Source organism: [Zimmermannella] alba NBRC 15616, from assembly GCF_001570905.1.
Taxonomy (GTDB): domain Bacteria; phylum Actinomycetota; class Actinomycetes; order Actinomycetales; family Microbacteriaceae; genus Pseudoclavibacter; species Pseudoclavibacter albus.
Genome location: NZ_BCSO01000001.1, coordinates 34,554 through 52,333, shown reverse-complemented (window position 1 = coordinate 52,333; position 17,780 = coordinate 34,554). Strand labels below are relative to the sequence as shown.

19 protein-coding genes and 1 tRNA gene are annotated in these 17,780 nt (G+C 65.4%); 7 read left to right on the top strand and 13 right to left on the bottom strand.

Annotated features, from left to right (window positions below; all coding sequences use genetic code 11):
* Window positions 1–43 precede the first annotated feature (43 nt).
* From ZAL01S_RS00260 to ZAL01S_RS00250, 3 genes are all read left to right on the top strand, one after another.
* The gene (locus ZAL01S_RS00260) at window positions 44–280 is read left to right on the top strand and encodes an exodeoxyribonuclease VII small subunit (protein WP_370664261.1); all 237 of its coding nucleotides are present in this window, start codon (window positions 44–46) and stop codon (window positions 278–280) included.
* On the top strand, window positions 277–948 hold the full coding sequence (locus ZAL01S_RS00255; protein ID WP_066078061.1) for a DUF4245 domain-containing protein: 672 nt from the start codon (window positions 277–279) through the stop codon (window positions 946–948). Before ZAL01S_RS00260 ends, ZAL01S_RS00255 begins: the two co-directional genes overlap by 4 nt.
* 114 nt (window positions 949–1,062) lie before the next feature.
* Window positions 1,063–2,478 carry a class II fumarate hydratase gene (locus ZAL01S_RS00250; protein ID WP_066078059.1) on the top strand — a complete coding sequence of 472 codons (1,416 nt, stop codon included), beginning with the start codon at window positions 1,063–1,065 and terminating at the stop codon, window positions 2,476–2,478.
* Between the two features lie 94 nt (window positions 2,479–2,572).
* Here ZAL01S_RS00250 and ZAL01S_RS00245 read toward each other — a convergent pair whose 3' ends face one another.
* Complete coding sequence (locus ZAL01S_RS00245) at window positions 2,573–3,115, bottom strand: prepilin peptidase (protein ID WP_066078056.1); 543 nt, start codon at window positions 3,113–3,115, stop codon at window positions 2,573–2,575.
* Between the two features lie 107 nt (window positions 3,116–3,222).
* Here ZAL01S_RS00245 and ZAL01S_RS00240 point away from each other — a divergent pair, with 107 nt between their 5' ends.
* Window positions 3,223–3,975, top strand: a complete 753-nt coding sequence (locus tag ZAL01S_RS00240) for a metallophosphoesterase family protein (RefSeq protein WP_066078052.1) — start codon at window positions 3,223–3,225, stop codon at window positions 3,973–3,975.
* A 111-nt stretch (window positions 3,976–4,086) separates the two neighbouring features.
* On the opposite strand, the gene ZAL01S_RS00235 is transcribed toward ZAL01S_RS00240, so the two are convergent.
* Window positions 4,087–5,412 (bottom strand): PhoH family protein, encoded by a 1,326-nt coding sequence (locus tag ZAL01S_RS00235; protein ID WP_066079228.1) that lies wholly within the window; start codon window positions 5,410–5,412, stop codon window positions 4,087–4,089.
* A gap of 491 nt (window positions 5,413–5,903) precedes the next feature.
* The gene (locus tag ZAL01S_RS00230; RefSeq protein ID WP_066079225.1) at window positions 5,904–6,653 is read right to left on the bottom strand and encodes an isoprenyl transferase; all 750 of its coding nucleotides are present in this window, start codon (window positions 6,651–6,653) and stop codon (window positions 5,904–5,906) included.
* Window positions 6,654–6,763: 110 nt separating this feature from the next.
* Between ZAL01S_RS00230 and trhA the strand changes: the two genes are divergently transcribed.
* On the top strand, window positions 6,764–7,516 hold the full coding sequence (gene trhA / locus ZAL01S_RS00225) for a PAQR family membrane homeostasis protein TrhA (protein WP_083522921.1): 753 nt from the start codon (window positions 6,764–6,766) through the stop codon (window positions 7,514–7,516).
* A 99-nt stretch (window positions 7,517–7,615) separates the two neighbouring features.
* Here trhA and ZAL01S_RS00220 read toward each other — a convergent pair whose 3' ends face one another.
* On the bottom strand, window positions 7,616–7,957 hold the full coding sequence (locus ZAL01S_RS00220) for a hypothetical protein (protein WP_066078049.1): 342 nt from the start codon (window positions 7,955–7,957) through the stop codon (window positions 7,616–7,618).
* A complete protein-coding gene (gene mca, locus ZAL01S_RS00215) occupies window positions 7,954–8,916 on the bottom strand; it encodes a mycothiol conjugate amidase Mca (RefSeq protein ID WP_083522920.1) in 963 nt (320 codons plus the stop codon). The genes ZAL01S_RS00220 and mca overlap by 4 nt, the downstream gene beginning before the upstream one ends.
* 129 nt (window positions 8,917–9,045) lie before the next feature.
* On the opposite strand from mca, the gene ZAL01S_RS00210 reads away from it, so the two are divergent.
* Window positions 9,046–9,477 (top strand): DUF4307 domain-containing protein, encoded by a 432-nt coding sequence (locus tag ZAL01S_RS00210; protein WP_066078047.1) that lies wholly within the window; start codon window positions 9,046–9,048, stop codon window positions 9,475–9,477.
* Between the two features lie 195 nt (window positions 9,478–9,672).
* The gene (gene greA / locus ZAL01S_RS00205) at window positions 9,673–10,158 is read left to right on the top strand and encodes a transcription elongation factor GreA (RefSeq protein ID WP_066078044.1); all 486 of its coding nucleotides are present in this window, start codon (window positions 9,673–9,675) and stop codon (window positions 10,156–10,158) included.
* Between the two features lie 144 nt (window positions 10,159–10,302).
* Here the strand turns inward: greA and ilvA are convergent, their stop codons facing one another.
* The 8 genes from ilvA to eno all read right to left on the bottom strand — a co-directional run bounded on the left by ilvA (window position 10,303) and on the right by eno (window position 17,726).
* Window positions 10,303–11,559 (bottom strand): threonine ammonia-lyase, encoded by a 1,257-nt coding sequence (gene ilvA / locus ZAL01S_RS00200; RefSeq protein WP_066078042.1) that lies wholly within the window; start codon window positions 11,557–11,559, stop codon window positions 10,303–10,305.
* On the bottom strand, window positions 11,556–12,899 hold the full coding sequence (locus ZAL01S_RS00195; protein WP_066078039.1) for an AI-2E family transporter: 1,344 nt from the start codon (window positions 12,897–12,899) through the stop codon (window positions 11,556–11,558). The genes ilvA and ZAL01S_RS00195 overlap by 4 nt, the downstream gene beginning before the upstream one ends.
* Before the next feature lie 102 nt (window positions 12,900–13,001).
* Window positions 13,002–13,571 carry a LemA family protein gene (locus ZAL01S_RS00190; RefSeq protein WP_066078037.1) on the bottom strand — a complete coding sequence of 190 codons (570 nt, stop codon included), beginning with the start codon at window positions 13,569–13,571 and terminating at the stop codon, window positions 13,002–13,004.
* Window positions 13,572–13,635: 64 nt separating this feature from the next.
* A tRNA-Leu gene (locus ZAL01S_RS00185) sits at window positions 13,636–13,709 on the bottom strand.
* A 106-nt stretch (window positions 13,710–13,815) separates the two neighbouring features.
* Window positions 13,816–15,153 (bottom strand): NAD(P)/FAD-dependent oxidoreductase, encoded by a 1,338-nt coding sequence (locus ZAL01S_RS00180; RefSeq protein ID WP_066078032.1) that lies wholly within the window; start codon window positions 15,151–15,153, stop codon window positions 13,816–13,818.
* A 65-nt stretch (window positions 15,154–15,218) separates the two neighbouring features.
* Complete coding sequence (locus tag ZAL01S_RS00175) at window positions 15,219–15,746, bottom strand: DUF501 domain-containing protein (protein WP_244875277.1); 528 nt, start codon at window positions 15,744–15,746, stop codon at window positions 15,219–15,221.
* Window positions 15,747–15,816: 70 nt separating this feature from the next.
* Complete coding sequence (locus ZAL01S_RS00170; RefSeq protein WP_159421518.1) at window positions 15,817–16,341, bottom strand: FtsB family cell division protein; 525 nt, start codon at window positions 16,339–16,341, stop codon at window positions 15,817–15,819.
* 101 nt (window positions 16,342–16,442) lie between these two features.
* Window positions 16,443–17,726, bottom strand: a complete 1,284-nt coding sequence (gene eno / locus ZAL01S_RS00165) for a phosphopyruvate hydratase (RefSeq protein ID WP_066078023.1) — start codon at window positions 17,724–17,726, stop codon at window positions 16,443–16,445.
* Window positions 17,727–17,780: the final 54 nt, after the last annotated feature.

Here is a 17,780-nt window from a genome sequence, read left to right as displayed (position 1 = left end):
CCACCAACTCCGCCCCTGCACCACCGCCTGAGAGAATGGACCCATGATGAACGAGGCTGAACTCCCCGAGGTGTCAACGATGAGCTACGAGGCCGCTCGCGACGAGCTCATCGCCGTCGTGAACCGGCTCGAGCAGGGATCCCTGACCCTCGACGAATCCATCTCGGTGTGGGAGCGCGGCGAAGCCCTCGCAGCCCGCTGCGAGGAGTGGCTCGTGGGCGCACGCGAGCGCCTCGAGAAGGCGAAGCGTGGCGCGGATGCCGCTGAGGCTACAGAGTGAGCCCCGCTGCGGGGAAGCCTTCCGGTCGCATCGTCGCCGAACTTGGCCGCCCCGAAACCCCTGAAGAGACGGCCGCACGCGAGGCAGAGCGCAGTCGCACCTACCGTGCGGCGAAGACCTTCCCGAACCTGGTCTGGGCGCTCATCTTCTCGCTCATCGCGATGCTCGCGATCGTGCTCGTCGTCCCGCGCAGCAACCAGCCGATCGAGCGCAATGTGAACGTCGCCGAGCTTGCACAGCAGTCGCAGGTCATCACCGACGTGCCGCTCATCGCGCCGAGCGTCCCCGCCGAGTGGAAGGCGAACGCCGCCGAAGCCCGTCAGGGTGCGGACGGCGTGCTCGAGTGGTCCGCGGGCTACATCGTGCCCGGCCCGAACGGTGAGGCGGCAGAGTTCGTCGGCTTCAGCGAGGGCATCCAAGCCAACCCCACCTGGACGCTCGAACGCACCGGCCAGCGTCAGCCGACCGGCGAGATCGACCACGCGGGCCTGCACTGGCAGGAGTACGACTACACGGGCCTGCCCGAGAAGGAAGCTGGCAACAGCCGCTACGCCCTCTCCACAGAACGCGACGGGACGACCTTCGTCGTCTACGGCAGCCACTCCCCCGAACGTGTGAAGGAGCTTGCGAGCGCCGTCGCCGATGCTCTGAAAGCCCCCGCCAAGTAACCCCACAAGCCTTGATTTCCCCCTCGAGCAGTCCCACCGAGTGTTCGAGTTCCGCCGATACCCTGGAGTCACTCACCTGAGGTGACACCGCCCCACTGATCGAAAGGTTCCACCGTGGCCAACGAGACCGAGTACCGCATCGAGCACGACACGATGGGCGAGGTTCGCGTTCCGAAGAACGCCCTCTACGCTGCACAGACGCAGCGCGCCGTCGAGAACTTCCCCATCTCCGGTTCGACCCTTGAGCCGGGCCAGATCATCGCCCTCGCCCGCATCAAGCGCGCCGCCGCGATCGTCAACTCCAAGCTCGGCATCCTCGACGAGAAGCGCTCGCAGGCGATCGTTGCCGCTGCCGAGGAGATCATCGAGGGCCAGCACCTCGGTGAGTTCCCGATCGACGTCTACCAGACCGGTTCGGGCACGTCGTCGAACATGAACATGAACGAGGTCCTCTCGACCCTCGCATCGCGCAAGCTCGAGGCGGACGGCGCTGAGGAGCGCGTCCACCCGAACGACCACGTGAACGCTTCGCAGTCGTCGAACGACGTCTTCCCGACCTCGGTGCACGTTGCCGTCACCGACGCGCTCATCAACGACCTCGTCCCGGGTCTTGACCACCTCGCCAAGGCACTCGAGGCGAAGGCTGAGCTGTGGAAGTCGACCGTGAAGGCCGGCCGCACGCACCTCATGGACGCCACCCCGGTCACCCTCGGCCAGGAGTTCGCTGGCTACGCTCGCCAGATCCGCCTCGGCCAGGAGCGCGTCGAGACCTCGATCCCGCGCGTTGCTGAGGTTCCGCTCGGCGGCACCGCGACCGGTACCGGTATCAACACCCCGAAGGGCTTCTCGGAGCAGGTCATCGCCGAGCTCGCCTCGAACGCATCGCTCCCCCTCACCGAGGCGAAGGACCACTTCGAGGCGCAGGGTGCCCGCGACGGCCTCGTTGAGGCGTCGGGTGTGCTCAAGACGATCGCCGTCTCGCTCATCAAGATCAACAACGACCTCCGCCTCATGGGTTCGGGCCCGAACACGGGTCTTGGCGAGCTCCACATCCCCGACCTCCAGCCGGGCTCGTCGATCATGCCGGGCAAGGTGAACCCGGTCATCCCCGAGGCCGTGCTCATGGTGTGCTCGCGCATCATCGGTAACGACGCCGCCATCACGTCCGCTGGTGCTTCGGGCCTGTTCGAGCTCAACGTCCAGATCCCGGTCATGGGTACGGCGCTCCTCGAGTCGATCCGCCTCCTCGCGAACTCGGCACGCGTCCTCGCCGACAAGACGATCGAGGGCCTTCAGGCCAACGAAGAGCGTGCCCGCCAGCTCGCTGAGTCGTCGCCGTCGATCGTGACGCCGCTCAACCGCGTCATCGGCTACGAGGCTGCTGCGAAGATCGCGAAGCACGCGGTTGCCAACAAGGTTACGGTCCGTCAGGCCGTCATCGACCTCGGCTACGTCGAGCGCGGTGAAGTCACCGAGGCTCAGCTCGACGAAAAGCTCGACGTCCTCTCGATGACCTCGCCGAACCTCTAAATCGGTTCAGCACGCGCGGTGGCGGTGGATCCCTTGGGGGATTCGCCGCCACTGTCGTTTGTTGAGTTTGTTCCACCGAGCACGAACGCAATCCCTACCCAAGGACCCCTGCAACGATCCACAGGAGGACGCACAGCCAGTGGCCGAGCAGCATGGCGGGGCCGAAAGGAATGTTGCTCCCGTGAGTGTGCTTGCCGATACCGTCATCCTCACCTTGTGCAGGCGTCCGCGTCATGCGCCGGATGCTGCGAAGAACGATCCATCCGAGCGCCCATACCCCGCCGAGGAGGAACGCCAGCAGGAAGCTCGCGATGGCCGTACTCACTGAGACAAGCGCGGCGCCACCCGCCAGAACGGCCGAGAGCTTCACATCCCCCATCCCCATGCCGCCCGCGATCGACAGCACCAGGTAGAAGAGGCCCGCGCCCACAGCAGCAAGGAGCGCCGCCGTCGGGATGCGGCCTGTCAGAACCCACTCGGCGAGGAGCGCCGCGCCCAGTCCTGCTGCCGCAATGCCAACAAGCCTATTCGGGAGGCGGTGTTCGCGAAGGTCCGCGCGGATGAGCGCGGGCGTGACAACGGCGAGCGCTGCCGCGGCCACGAGGGCCGACAGGAGATCGAGTACGCGCGCATCCACGGGGCGAACGGTAGCGGATGCCAGCGTCCGACCCGTGCACTTATCCACAACAGGCTGGCCGCAATCAAATGGTCTCTCTCGACGTCGAACAGCAGTAACGTGAGTTCGTGAATATTGATCAGCTTGCCCCGCAGCGCCTCGCCATCGCTGGCGACTGGCACGGGCGTTTGGAGTTCGCCGCGGACGCGGTTCGTCACGCCAAGCAGGCTGGCGCGGACGCGATCATCCACCTCGGCGATTTCGGCTACCAGTTCGAGTTTTCGTATCTCTACACGCTCGGCCTCGTACTCGGCGACACCCCGCTGTTCTTCATCGACGGCAACCACGAGAATTTCGACGTGCTACTGCAGCATCCGCTCGCTGCGGACGGCACGCGCCCACTCACCTCGCACATCACGCACCTGCCGCGCGGCTTCAGCTGGCAGTGGCACGGCCACCGCTGGCTCGCGCTCGGTGGCGCGCACAGCGTCGACCGGGAACAGCGTCAGACGGGCGTGAGCTGGTGGCCCGAGGAGCGGATCACGCGCGAGGACATCGAGCGAGCGTCTTCGGTGGGCGCGGTGGAAGTCATGCTAAGCCACGACTCCCCCGCTGGGGTCGACACCCCGTCCAGCTACCCGCCCGGCACCTTCCCCGCCGAGGATGAGGCGATCGCGGCAGAGCACCGCACGCGCGTGCGCGAGGTGGTGGATGCCGTCAAGCCCAGCATCCTGTTCCACGGCCACTTCCACACCCGCTACGAAGCGCTCCTTAACGGGGCGCGGGTGATCGGGCTCGCGCATGACCGCTCGACGTTCACAGAGAACCTCATCCTGCTGGATGCCGTCACCCTCGAGACTGCGGAGCTGCCGGAGCACTGACTCCGCCCCGAACAGAGCTGTCGCGTTTCGGCAATATCTTGGCTCTCCACTCTCCAGAGCGGAATGCGCCGGATAGAACCGAAACGCGACAGGTGGCGGCGGCGGCGTCCCCTACTGGATCTCGTAGTCCTCGAGCAGCTCCGTGACGAGCGCCGCGATGTCCGAGCGCTCCGAACGCTGCAGCGTCATGTGTGCGAAGAGCTTGTGGCCCTTGAGTGTCTCGATGACCGAGGCGATACCGTCGTGGCGGCCTACGCGCAGGTTGTCGCGCTGAGCGACGTCATGGGTGAGCACCACGCGCGAGTTCTGGCCGATGCGCGAGAGCATCGTGAGAAGGACATTGCGCTCGAGCGACTGCGCTTCGTCCACGATCACGAAGGCGTCGTGGAGCGAGCGGCCACGGATGTGCGTGAGTGGGAGAATCTCGAGGAGGTCGCGCGCGATCACTTCCTCGATGACGTTGTCCGAGACGATCGCCGAGAGCGTGTCGTAGACCGCCTGACCCCAGGGGCCCATCTTCTCGTCCTGGTCGCCCGGCAGGTAGCCCAGCTCTTGGCCTCCAACGGCGTAGAGCGGGCGGAAGACCATGATCTTGCGCTGCAGGCCGCGTTCAAGGACGGCTTCGAGACCAGCCGCGAGCGCGAGGGCGCTCTTACCGGTACCGGCGCGGCCTCCGAGCGAGACGATGCCGACGCTCGGGTCAAGGAGCAGGTCGATCGCGAGGCGCTGCTCGGCGGAGCGTCCGTTCACACCGAACACGTCACGGTCGCCGCGGACAAGTCGCACTTCGTGCTTGCCGACGACGCGGCCGAGGGCCGATCCGCGCTCGGAGCTGATGACGAGGCTCGTGTTGATCGGCAGCTCACTCACAAGCTCCGTCTCGAGTCGCTCATCCTCGTAGAGGTCACACATTTCTTCGCCCGAGAGGCCGAGCTCAGCCATGCCGGTGTATCCGGTGTCGCGGGCGAGTTCGGCGCGGTATTCCTCGGCGCCGAGACCGATCGATGCGGCCTTCACGCGCATCGGGAGGTCCTTCGAGATGACGGTCACGTCAAGGTCGTCCCCGGCGAGGTTCTGAGCGACCGCGAGGATGCGGGAGTCATTGTCGCCGAGTTGCAGGCCGGACGGCAGCACCGCCATGTTGGAGTGGTTGAGCTCAACGCGGAGCGTGCCGCCTTCGTCGCCGATCGGGATCGGGAAGTCGAGGCGTTCGTGCTGCACGCGGAGGTTGTCGAGGTAGCGCAGCGCCTGGCGTGCGAAGTAACCGATTTCGGGGTCGTGGCGCTTCTTCTCGAGCTCGGAGATGACGATCACGGGGATGACAACCGCGTGTTCGGCAAAGCGGAACAGAGCTCGCGGGTCGCTGAGCAGCACGGACGTGTCGAGGACGTAGGTGCGCGTGCGCTGTGCGAACCGCCCCTCCCCTCCGTCGTGCATCTCGAAGTTTGTCGTGGTCGTCGGGGTGCTATTCGCGGTCGTCACGGATTCCGCTCCTCCGCCCGCCGGGGTTGGCCCAGCAGGCTCGTCACTGGACGCTGCGGCCACTTCGTTCGGCGCGTGCCGACGGGGTCGGAGGTGTCGAGTCGAACTTATGTGGCCGCCTCGATCAGGTGGTTGACCTGATGCCTCCACGGTAGGCCGCCAGGTGTCGCGCTCCCTGGATTGGGAGGCTGAAAATCCCCGGTGGAGACGCCGAACGGGCAATGGTTTACCGAGGGTTCATTTCTGGCTGTGGCGAGATGGGCGTGACGTGCACGCATGTGACGGATGTGACAAATGTGACACACCCTGTTTACCTGCTTCACAGGATCAGCGACACGCGGGGCGCGTCGCGAGCGTGTGATTTCGATACGCGCTGCGCGCTACTCGATCAGCTCAATGAGATACCGAAGGCGGTGCGGTTGAGGTGATCGACGACCGGCAAGCCCCTAGTGGCCGAAACGGCGCTGACGGCCCGCGAAGTCGCGGAGCGCGCGCAGAAAGTCGACCTCACGCAGGTCCGGCCCAAGCGCCTCCACGAAGTAGAACTCTGAGTGGGCTGACTGCCACAGCATGAAGTCCGAGAGGCGCTGCTCGCCCGAGGTGCGGATGACAAGGTCAGGGTCAGGCTGACCACCCGTGTACAGGTGCTCGCCGATGAGTTCCGGCGTGATGCGTGCCGCGAGCGCCTCGAGGCTCTCTCCGTCCTCTGCATGCTTGTTCACGATGCGGCGGATGGCGTCAACGATTTCGTTTCGTCCGCCATAGCCGACCGCGAGGTTGACGTGGAGTCCCTGCCCCGAGCCGCATTCACGGCCTGCGGTCGCCGCCTCAACCTCGGTCAAGGTCGCCGCAAGCTGCTCTGGCAGAGGTTCCTTCTGGCCGACTTGCTGCACGCGCCAGCGAGTGTTCGCGGCAATGCGTCGTGCGAGATCGGCGATGATCTCGACGAGGTCCGAGAGCTCCTCGCTCGAGCGGCCGGTGAGGTTGTCGATCGAGAGCAGGTAGAGGGTGACGCGTTCGACGCCTGCGCGATCGCACCAGCCAAGAAACTCCATCATCTTGTCGGCGCCAGCGCGATGCCCGAAGGCGGCTGACTCGAGGCCGAGCTGCTTTGCCCATCGACGGTTGCCGTCAATGATCATGGCCACGTGCTGAGGGGTGGGGCGTCCTTCCAGGCCCGCACGCAGTCGCCGCATGTACACGCGGTAGAGGGCGTTCTTCACCCTGGACTTTCCCTTGAGTCGCACGCACTCACCGTACCGGACACGATCCCGAGAACGCGCGACATTCGCTGCAGGGTCATGTCATGGCTTCAGGTCGTCCGACGCCCGCGAGCGATAACGTGTCACGCGTGAACATCACGACCGATGCGCATCTGCCAACGATTGAGGCCAACGACCCGGCCCACTCGCCGCACGAGCCCAAGCCGAGCTGGCGTGGGTGGATTCACGCGGGTGCGCTGCCGGTCGTGATCGTTGCGACGCTGCTGCTGCTTGTGTTCACCCCCGGCCTCATGCCGCGGCTCGTGTGTGCGCTCTACGGTTTGAGCTCGATCCTGCTGTTTGGCATTTCGGCGCTCTACCACCGCTTCAACTGGTCACCCAGGGTGCGTCTCGCGCTGAAACGATTTGACCACGCGAACATCTTCTTGCTCATCGCTAGCACCTACTCGCCGATTTCGCTGCTGGGCCTTCGCGAGCCGGAGTCACTCATCCTGTTTTTCTCGGTGTGGTCGGTCGCGATCCTCGGCATTTTCTTCCGCATTTTCTGGACGAGCGCACCCCGCTGGCTCTATGTCGCGCTCTACCTTGCGCTCGGTTGGTCGGCGGTCATGTTCCTGCCCGCGCTGCTGCAGGCGAACTGGGTCATGATGCTGCTCGTCGCCATCGGCGGCATCCTCTACACGATTGGTGCGGTCGCGTACGGCATGAAGAAGCCGAATCCGTGGCCTGGCCACTTCGGCTTCCACGAGCTGTTCCATGCGTGCACGGTGCTCGCCTACCTCTGCCATTGGACGGCAGTGCTCATCATTGCGCTGAATCCGGTCAGCCTCGGCTAAATCGAGTCAGCGCCGCTGAGCCCACCACGGTAGGCGTCAAGCGGCCGCGCTCCTCCCCCATGCAGGTGAGGAGCGCGAGAGTCGAATGACGGTGACGCGCTAGCGTTCCGGCGTTTCAGCGCCAGGCTCGCCGTCGCGAGGAGCATCATCCTGGCGGAAAATGCCTTCCGCGTCAGGGTCATTCGCGTCAAGGTCGCGACCTTCCGCACGTGCCTTCTCGAGGGCGAGCTCTGCCCGAACCTGGCTGCGGTGCGACATCCGCGAGACGCGCATGATGAGGTTCCAGACGAGGAGCGCGCAGATCACGAAGAAGATCGCGATGACGCTGAAGCCCAGCACGCCCGGGGTGACCTTGTTCGGGTCAAAGGTGGGCGTCGGCGACGGTGTCGGGTTGTTCGCGGTCCATGCGATCGCCGCGTCCATCATCCAGTGTTCGATCATGCGGATGCCTCTTCCAGACCAATGCTGAGCTCTGCCGTTCCGTCGAATGCCGCGTGGTCAACGTAGTCGCCAGCTGTGCGGAGCTCATCCTGCGTGGTTGCTTCATCAATACCAGCGAACAGGTCGGTTTCGGGAATCGACACCGGCACGCGGCTCGCGACGAGCTCATAGCCCTCGTAGGGGTAGCTCGTGCGCTCGAGCTCGCGCGGCACCGAGAAGAAAAACTCGTCATCGGGTGCGACCTGGCTCGCATGCGCACGGAGGGCGTCATCGCGGCGGGCGAAGTAGCTGCCGACCTCGAGGCGGGTCGTGACCGTGGACGGCTTCTCCTTCATCCAACCGAGCACCTTTTCGAGCGTCCCACGAAGGGTCGGTTCGGCGTCCGCCTCGGCGAGGCGGTCCACAATCGACTGGGCGCGCTCGGCGTTCATCGTGCGGTCGTAGTAGAGCTTCGAGATGAGCCACGGCTCACCAAGCTCCGGGTACGCGTTCGTTCCCGCGCTCTGCCACGCCTCCAGCGACATGAGGTGGGTCCGGATGTGGTCGGGATGCGGGTAACCACCGTTCTCGTCGTACGTGACGAGCACATGCGGGCGGAAGCTGCGGATGAGGCGGATGAGCGGACGAACCGAGATCTCCACCGGGATCGAGGCGAAGGTGCCCCAGTCGAGCGATCCGTCTTCGCGGGCCATGCCGGAGTCCACGTAGCCGAGCCAGCGGTGTTCGACACCGAGGATGTCCTGCGCTGCGCGCATCTCGAGGCGGCGAAGGCCCGGCAGGTCGCGCTCAGCGTGACGGCGCGATTCGAGGCCCTGGTTGAGGACGTCCCCCGCTTCGCCACCGGTACAGCTCACGACCATGACCTCCGCACCGCGTTCCACGTAGGACGCGTAGGTGGCGGCTCCCTTCGACGACTCGTCGTCGGGGTGTGCGTGCACGGCAAGCAGGCGCAGGGTCACGAATTGGCTCCTGGGGGATGTTTGGACGCGGCCACGTTCTCACGTGCGGGCGCGCTGGGCGATAGCCTTGAACGAGCCTAAACCCCTCGCGCGGGCCAACCGCCCGGCGCACACCCAGGAGATGCCAACGTGACGAATCTTGACGAACGTTACGGACGCACGCGGCCTTCCCTCGTCACGCGGGTATCGAAGTGGGTATCCGGGCTCAGTCAGACGCTCATCATCGGCATCGTGGCCGCGGTGCTTGCGGTGGGTGTATTCGGTTTCTGGCTGCTGTCGACGCTGAGTGGCAGCGCGGCAAGTGAATCGATCCGTGCGGACACGCTCCGCTTTGTGGTGGACGACGACCAGCAGGGCATCACGATCGACGCACAGATCAACGCACCCGCAGGCAAGCCGCTCGCCTGCGCGATCGAAGCCCGCAATGAACGCCACGCGATTGTGGGGTGGGATGTCGTTGAGCTGCCGCCGAACGAGCAGCATCTCCAGCACCTGAGCTACCACCTCAACACGGTCGGCGTCCCGACGACGGTGCTCGTTGCGGAGTGCTGGATTCCATAACCGGATGCTGCATCGATTCAGCAGCATGGGCCACACCGAATGAGTGGTTCTGACGCTGCTCAGGCGCGTCCTGTCTGCGTTCTCAGGCTGAAATCCCGTAGAATGGTCCGCGAGCCCTGACACTCGGTCGGGGCTTCGGTTGTATCCGGGCCCTTCCCTGGATACCGCCGCTGCCACAGCAAGGAGCCGTTCCACATGTCTGAAACCTCCGTCACCTGGCTCACCCAGGAGACCTTCGACCGCCTCAAGGCGGAACTCGATGAGCTCTCGACGACTGGTCGTGAAGAGATCGCTGCTCGCATCCAGGAGGCTCGCGAGGACGGCGACCTCAAGGAGAACGCTGGCTACCACGCGGCGAAGGACGAGCAGGGCAAGATTGAGGCTCGTATCCGTCAGCTCGAGATCATGCTTCAGAGCGCGCAGGTTGGCGATGCACCTGAGGCTTCGGGTGTCGTCGAGACCGGCACGGTCGTGACCGCGAAGATCGCTGGCCGCGAGTCGAAGTTCCTCCTTGGTTCGCGCGAGATGGCCGACCAGACCGAACTTCGCGTCTACTCGGGCGAGAGCGCCATGGGTGCTGCGATCCTCGGTCTCAAGGTTGGCGAGAAGGCCTCGTACGAGGCGCCGAACGGGAAGACCGTCGAGGTTGAGATCGTCAACGTCGAGACGTTCACCCCGTAATCCACTCCCTTCGCAATGCCCCGCCCGGCCCACGCCCGGCGGGGCGATGCGCGTTTCGGCCCCTCCCCGCTCAGGTCGCAGTTTCGACCTCAGGTTTCGCAACCTGAGGTCGAAACTGCGACCTGAGCACCGGGAGTCGACGCGTTACGAGGTTTCGTCGTTGAGGTCGACGCGGGGGTTGTAGCCGGCGGCGCGGAGCGCATCCACGACCCTGCGCATGTGCTCGGTGCCGCGCGTCTCGACCGACACCTCGAGCTCGACCTCGCTCACCTGCAGCCCCTTGTTGTGCCGGGTGTGGAGCACCTCAATGACGTTCGCCTGCTCTTCGAAGAGGATGCGCGAAATCGTCGCGAGCTGGCCAGGCGTATCCGAGATGCCGAAGGTCATCTTCACGTAGCGGTCGGATGCCGTGAGGCCTCGCGAAATCACCTTCTCGAGCATCATCGGGTCGATATTGCCGCCCGAGAGGATCGCGACCGTGTTCCCTTCAGCGCGGATCTTCCCGGCGAGGATCGCAGCGACCGCCGTCGCACCGGCAGGCTCAACCACGAGCTTCGCGCGTTCAACAAGCAGCAGGATGGCGCGCGAGATGTCATCCTCGCTTACCGTCACGACCTCATCGACGTAGCGCTGCACGATCGGGAAGGTGAGGTTGCCCGGCCGCGACACAGCGATCCCGTCTGCGATCGTCGGCGTGGCCTGAATCGTCACCGGCTCCCCCGCCTCGAGCGAGGCCGCAAACGCCGCCGAGTTCTGCGCCTGGACACCGATGATTCGCACTTTGCGGTGCTGCTGCTCCGCAAGCTGCACGAGGGCCGCCGTCACACCGGAGATGAGGCCACCACCACCAATCGGCACAATGACCGTCTCGACATCCGGCAGCTGGTCGACAATGTCCATGCCGAGCGTCGCCTGGCCGACGATCACATCGTGGTGGTCGTAGGGCGCAATGAACTCGGCGCCCGTCGCCTCGGCGCGCGCCTGTGCCGCAGCGAGCGTTTCCTGGAAGCTTTGGCCAACGAGCTCGATCTTCGCGCCGTAGCCGCGGGTGGCTGCAAGCTTCGGCAGCGGCACTCCGAGCGGCATGAAGATCGTCGCTTCGACCCCAAGCTCGCGCGCGGCAAAGGCGACCCCCTGGGCGTGGTTGCCAGCGGATGCAGCGATGACGCCGCGGCTGCGCTGCTCTTCGGTGAGGTGCGCGAGACGGTTCGTGGCGCCACGAATCTTGTACGACCCCGTGCGCTGCATGTTCTCGCACTTGATCCACACCGGGGTGTCCAGGATCTCGCTGAGGAAGCGGGCGGAGTCAAGCGGCGTGGGCGTCGCCACCTCGTTCACGACATCCCTCGCGGCGACGATTTCTTCGAGGCTGGGCAGGAGTTCGTGCGTCACAGGGTTCACGCTTCTTTCTTCTCGGAATCGACGTCGCCGCTGACGTCGGAGTGGGTCATGTGGGGATTCGCCTCGGTCGCCGGCTCAGCCGCGTCGGAAGCCGTCGCACCGTGGGGTTCGTCCGCCGAGGCGTTGTCATCCCCGAAGTGCGCGAAACGTTCCCGCACGGCGCGTGCCGCGCCGAGGACGGCGGGCTCTTCAGGCTCGTCGGGCTGCGCCTCCGGGTACCGCGTCGGGTCAGGCAGGCCCCGCCATTGCTCGCTGGCGATGTAGTTGATCGCGACGTTGAGCCCCGCCACGATCGGCACCGCAAACACAGCGCCTGCGATGCCGCCAAAGATCGATCCGGCACTCACCGAGACGAGCACCGCGAGCGGGTGCACCTTGACGGCGTTCCCCATGATGAGTGGCTGCAGCACGTGGGCCTCGATCTGCATGACGGCCACGACCACGACGAGCATGAGGAGCGCATTGATCGGGTCGTTATAGAGCAGCGCCACAAGGACGGCGAGCGAACCCGACACGATCGCACCAATGAACGGCACGAAGGCGGCGAGGAACACGATGATGCCGATCGGGATGGCGAAGGGCACGTGGAGTAGGAGTGCGCCGACGGCAATACCGAGTGCGTCGATGAGCGCGACCACAACCTGCACACGCACGTAGCTGCCGACACTCACCCAGCTGCGCTGTGCGGCACCGTCAATCGCGGCACGCGCAGGACGAGGGAAGAGCGAGACGATGAACAGCCAAATCCGGCGGCCATCGAGCAGGTAGAAGATGAGCGCAAAGAGCGTGACGAGGCATCCGGTGAGGAACGACACCGCGGTCGAGCCAGCCGAGAGCGCTTGCGAAAGGATCGACGAGACGTTTTGCTGCAGCCAGCTCGTGGCGTTCTCAAACACCTGGGTGAGCTGCTGCTCGGTCACGTGCAGCGGCGAGTTCCGCAGCCACTCCATCGCCCGCTGGTACTGCACCGTGAGACGTTCCATGTCGAGGTCGAGACCGCCAGCAAGCTGCGTCACCACGAGCGTCAAGAGTGCCCCGACTGCTGCGATGAGCACGAGGAGCGTCGTCAGGAGCGCGAGCGCCTTCGGCCACCGCCAGTTGAGCAGGCGCACATAGAGCGGGCGAAGCAGCGCCGCGAGGAGCGCACCAACGAGGAGCGGGATGACGACAATCGATGCCTGCGCGACCACCCATCCAATCGGGATAAGCGCGAGCACGATCGCGACAATGCGCCACGCCCAGGCTCCAGCGATCCGCATCGCCCGCGGCACGAAGGCAGCTTCTGGAACCGGAACGGCACGCTCATCGATGGGCTTGACGTCACTGGGTCCGCTGCTCATCCCTCAAGTCTATGAAAGGCGAGCTTGACGATTCTGGCGGAGAGCCTGACACAGCCTCCCCCGAGCGACAGAAATTCGCGCAGGATGTCTGAGAGGGGAGGCCTAGAACTGGATGCGCGGAGGCTCCGCGATCGCAGCACGATCTGCCGCGTCAAAGAATTCGCGCTCCTGCTCGCCCTTCGTCATGAGCGAGCTCGGGAAGGTCTTCGTCTTGGCGTTGAACTCACGAACCGAACCGTTGTAGAAGCGGCGGGAGGCCTGCACCTTGTTTTCGCTCTCGGACAGCTCCGAGCGAAGCTCCAAGAACTCGCGATCGGTCTGCAGCCCCGGGTACCCCTCGGCAACGTGGAATGCCTTGCGCAGTGCCGCCTGGAGGCGGTTCTCGGCCCTCGAGAGGGTACTCGGCTTCTCGGCGGCGAGGGCTTCACCACGGGCGGCTTCGAGTTCCATGAGCGCACCCGACTCGTGGCCGGCACGGCCACGGAGCACACCCTCAACCTGGGCGACCAGTTCGCCTCGACGCTGCACGTGCCCGCGGATCTCATCCCACGCCTCATCGACACGTGCACGAGCCTTCGTCACGCTGCGCTTCGCCGTCCACAGCATGATCGCGAAGATCACGACAAGCAGCACGGCGACCGCCACGAGCACAATCCAGAGCCACTCGAACATGGGTGGATGCTATCGCCCGAGTCCGGGCGTCAGCCGAGCACTCGCCACACGGCGCGCCAACTCGTACCCCGACCGGGGCTCGAACCCGGACTGTTGCGATTTTAAGTCGCCTGCCTCTGCCAATTGGGCTATCGGGGCGTGCCCGCGTGCGGGCTGAAACGAGCATGCCACAACTGCACCGAGACGCCGAAGCGGCCCCGCCCAATCGGACAAGGCCGCTTCGTGCGAAGGAGTGAACTCCTCGCTACTTCTTCGAGGCGTCAGCCTTCGGACGGGCTGCGTAGCGACGGAAAAAGGCGTGCGAGTCGCTGCGAGCAGTGAGCGAGATGAGGTCACGACCGAGGAGGTGACCACCGATCCAGTCCATGAGGACGCGGATCTTGCGCTCAACCGTCGGCATGGCGTAGCCGTGGTAGCCACGGTGGAGGAGCCAGGCGAGGAAGCCGGTGATCGCGTAGTCGCCGCTGCGGAAGGCACCGACGCCCGGGCCGAGGCCCGCAACCGCACCAAGATTCTCGTGGTAGTAGTCCTTCGGCTCGCCACCACGGATGGTGGCTGCGACGTTCTTCGCGAGGAGCTTGCCCTGGCGAACAGCGTGCTGTGCGTTCGGCACGCAGTAGCCGCCAACGCCGCCGCCCGAGAGGTCGGGCACAGCAGCAACGTCACCGGCGGCCCAGGCGTGCTCGAGGATGCCCTGCTCGCCTTCGACGCGGAAGTCGGCGCGGGCGAGGATGCGGCCACGCTCGTCGACCGGGAGGTCGGAGTTCGACTTTACGAACGGTGCAGCCATGACGCCGGCCGTCCAGACGATGACGTCGCTGGCGAACGTGTCGCCGTTCGAGGTCTCGACAACGCCGTCAACCGCCGAGACACACTGCGTGTTGAGGTGGACAGTGGCGCCGCGCTCGGCAAGGTTCTTGATAACCCAGTTGGCGGTCTCTTCCGAAACCTCCGGCATGATGCGCGGTGCGGCCTCGATGAGGTGGAACTGGACGTCGTCGAACTGGATCGCGGGGTGCTCTTCGAGAAGTGCGGTCGCAAGCGAGCGCATCTCGGCGAAGGTTTCGATACCTGCGAAGCCACCGCCGATGACAACGAAGGTGAGGAGGCGGTCGCGCTCCGGGCCGGGGGCCATGTTCGCGGCCTTCGAGAAGTTGTCGACGACCGTGTCACGCACCCAGATGGCCTCTTCGATGGCCTTCATGCCGATGGCGTTCTCGGCGATGCCGGGGATCGGGAAGGTGCGCGAAACAGCACCTGCAGTGACGATGACCTCGTCGTACTCGATGTCGAAGGCGTCGCCCACCGGCGGCTCAACCGTGGCCTTCTTGTCGGCGTGCGAGATCTTGGTGACCTCACCGGTGACGACCTTGGTGTGGCGCAGGTGCTTGCGGAGCGAGACGACGACATGGCGCGCCTCGATCGCACCAGCGGCGACCTCCGGCAGGAAGGGCTGGTACGTCATGTAGGGCAGCGGGTCAACCAGCGTGACCTGTGCCTCACCCGGTACGAGCTCACGCTCAAGGCCGAGTGCCGTGTAGAAGCCGGCGTATCCGCCACCGACGATAAGAATCCGAGTCATGCGAACAGCTCCTCAGGTTTGGGGCTCAGCAGCGACGCCGGGCAGTGCGTCGCGACTCCCCTAGCCTACTGCGCTTCGCTTACCGAGGTCCTGGGATCTGCACAGGCGCAGCGATCCGGCGACCAGCTGGAAACGTCAAGCGCCCAGTCACCGATCGGATTCACGCCGGGGCCCGCCGCGAGTGCGTGGCCAGCGAGTGCGTGAAGGCACTTCACGCGCGTCGGCATCCCGCCCGCCGTGATGTTCTCGAGCTCATCCACGTGCTCGATCGCTTCACGGTCGGCAAGGTAGGCCTCGTGGGCGCGCTGGTAGGCAGCCTGCAGTTCCGGGTCCTCAGCGAGCTTGTTCTGCATCTCGACCATGAGCTGCTGCGCCTCAAGCGTCGACATGGCCGCGGTGGCGGCCGGGTGCGTGAGGTAGTACATCGTCGGGAAGGGTGTGCCGTTCGGGAGGCGAGGTGCTGTTACGACGACCGTCGGGTTGCCGCACACGCAGCGCGCACCGATCCCGAGGACGCCGCGCGGGATGCGGCCAAGCTGCGCCTCGATCGTGGCGAGGTCTTCCTCGCTGGCGGGTTCGTAGGGGGTGGTCACGGGCATCTCCTCGGCGGGGGTTCAGGTGGGGTGTTGGGGATGGCATGGTTCGCTGCCATCCGAAGGCGTGTTACTGGGCGCCGCCAGCGGCCGGATCGGTTGAGGTTCCGGCGACCATGAAGCTGCCGATCGTGATTCCAAGCCAGTCCTGCTCGGTCTGGCGCTGCTCGATCGTGGCGACCTTGTTCGTTTCGGGGGTGGTTGCGGTGCCGCTGTTTTCGAAGCGGTACAACGTGTCACCGGGGCGGATGAAGAGCAGTCGCCCGCGTGCTTGCGCCTCAATGTAGGCGGGGTCCGACCAGCGCGCCTGTTCGAGCTTGAGCTGTTCAATGTGCTGCTCGGTGGCCTGGACTTCTTCGCCGAGCTGCGCAATGCGCTGACGCTGCTGAATGAACTGCTGCAGCGTCGGCGAGAGCATAACGATGCCGAGGACGAGTGCGAGGACGACCATCATCGAGCCGATGGAGGGTAGGCGGGCCGGGGTTCGCTGCGCGCGTGCCCCGTTCGGCTTCGACTTCGCTGCCCGGGCGCCATCGGCCCCGCTCTCCCGCTTGGGGAGTCGAGGCAGTGTGAAGCCGCGGGGTGAGGAAGCCATGTCGTCCATTGTCCCGGCTCGAGGCTGGTTTGTCCCGGAACGCCGTCGTGCCGTCGCGAATTTGCGACGGCACGACGTGCGGTGTGGAGTCGAATGACTCCTTACTTGGCGATGTAGCGCGGGAAGGCCTCAGCACCCATGTACTCGGCGGCCTCGCCAAGCTCTTCCTCGATGCGGAGGAGCTCGTTGTACTTCGCGACGCGGTCCGTACGAGCCGGGGCACCGGTCTTGATCTGGCCGCAGTTGGTGGCAACCGCGAGCTGCGCGATCGTGGTGTCCTCGGTCTCACCTGAGCGGTGCGAGAGGATGGCGGTGTAGCCGTTGCGCTGCGCGAGGGCGACAGCGTCGAGCGTCTCGGTAAGGGTACCGATCTGGTTGACCTTCACGAGGAGCGAGTTGGCGACGCCAAGCTCGATGCCCTTCTGGAGGCGCTCCGGGTTCGTGACGAAGAGGTCGTCGCCGACAAGCTGAACCTTGTCGCCGATGCGCTTGGTGAGCTCGATGTAGCCGTCCCAATCTTCCTCAGCGAGGGCGTCCTCGATCGTGACGATCGGGTAGTCCTGGATGAGCTGCTCGTAGAAGGCGATCATGTCCTCGGCCGAGTGCTCAGCACCCTCGAACTTGTACACGCCGTCCTGGTAGAACTCGGTCGAGGCAACGTCGAGGCCGAGGACAATGTCGCGGCCGATCTCGTACTTCGTGGCGCCGACGGCTTCGACGATGAGGTCGAGAGCTGCGCGGGTGTTCGGGAGGTCGGGAGCAAAGCCACCCTCGTCACCGAGGCCGGTGCCAAGGCCCTTGCCGTGGAGGGTCTTCTTAAGCTGGTGGTAGACCTCGGTACCCATGCGGAGTGCCTCGCTGAACGAGTCAGCGCCGATCGGGAGGATCATGAACTCCTGCACGTCAACGCCGTTGTCGGCGTGAGCGCCACCGTTGATGATGTTCATCATGGGGACGGGGAGGATGCGTGCGTTCGCGCCACCGACGTAGCGGTAGAGCGGGAGGTCCGAGGAGTCGGCCTGCGCGTGTGCAACGGCGAGGCTGACGCCGAGGATGGCGTTCGCGCCGAGGCGCTTCTTGTTGTCGGTGCCGTCGAGGCCCACGAGCTCAGCGTCAACAATGCGCTGGTCCATGGCGTCGAGGCCCTCAAGCTCGGGGTCGATCTCGTCGATGACCGCGGCGACAGCCTGCTGGACGCCCTTGCCGAGGTAACGCTCGGCGTCGCCGTCACGAAGTTCGTAGGCTTCGAATGCGCCGGTGGATGCGCCCGAGGGGACGGCAGCGCGTCCCATCGATCCGTCATCGAGGAGAACCTCGACCTCAACGGTGGGGTTGCCGCGCGAGTCGAGAATCTCGCGAGCGTGGATCGTGTCGATGTATGCCACGGGAGTGCTCCTCAGGGGTCGTCGTGCCCGATGTGCCGGGGTCGTTCCCAGCCA

Bases quoted from the DNA above. Each gene is read 5' to 3' on its own strand.
- ZAL01S_RS00195 (WP_066078039.1), bottom strand. From the start codon at position 12,899: ATGAGCAGCGGACCCAGTGACGTCAAGCCCATCGATGAGCGTGCCGTT.
- ZAL01S_RS00180 (WP_066078032.1), bottom strand. From the start codon at position 15,153: ATGACTCGGATTCTTATCGTCGGTGGCGGATACGCCGGCTTCTACACG.
- trhA (WP_083522921.1), top strand. From the start codon at position 6,764: ATGGCTTCAGGTCGTCCGACGCCCGCGAGCGATAACGTGTCACGCGTG.
- ZAL01S_RS00235 (WP_066079228.1), bottom strand. From the start codon at position 5,412: ATGCACGACGGAGGGGAGGGGCGGTTCGCACAGCGCACGCGCACCTAC.
- ZAL01S_RS00230 (WP_066079225.1), bottom strand. From the start codon at position 6,653: ATGCGGCGACTGCGTGCGGGCCTGGAAGGACGCCCCACCCCTCAGCAC.
- ZAL01S_RS00190 (WP_066078037.1), bottom strand. From the start codon at position 13,571: ATGTTCGAGTGGCTCTGGATTGTGCTCGTGGCGGTCGCCGTGCTGCTT.
- ZAL01S_RS00170 (WP_159421518.1), bottom strand. From the start codon at position 16,341: ATGGCTTCCTCACCCCGCGGCTTCACACTGCCTCGACTCCCCAAGCGG.
- ZAL01S_RS00220 (WP_066078049.1), bottom strand. From the start codon at position 7,957: ATGATCGAACACTGGATGATGGACGCGGCGATCGCATGGACCGCGAAC.
- greA (WP_066078044.1), top strand. From the start codon at position 9,673: ATGTCTGAAACCTCCGTCACCTGGCTCACCCAGGAGACCTTCGACCGC.
- ZAL01S_RS00260 (WP_370664261.1), top strand. From the start codon at position 44: ATGATGAACGAGGCTGAACTCCCCGAGGTGTCAACGATGAGCTACGAG.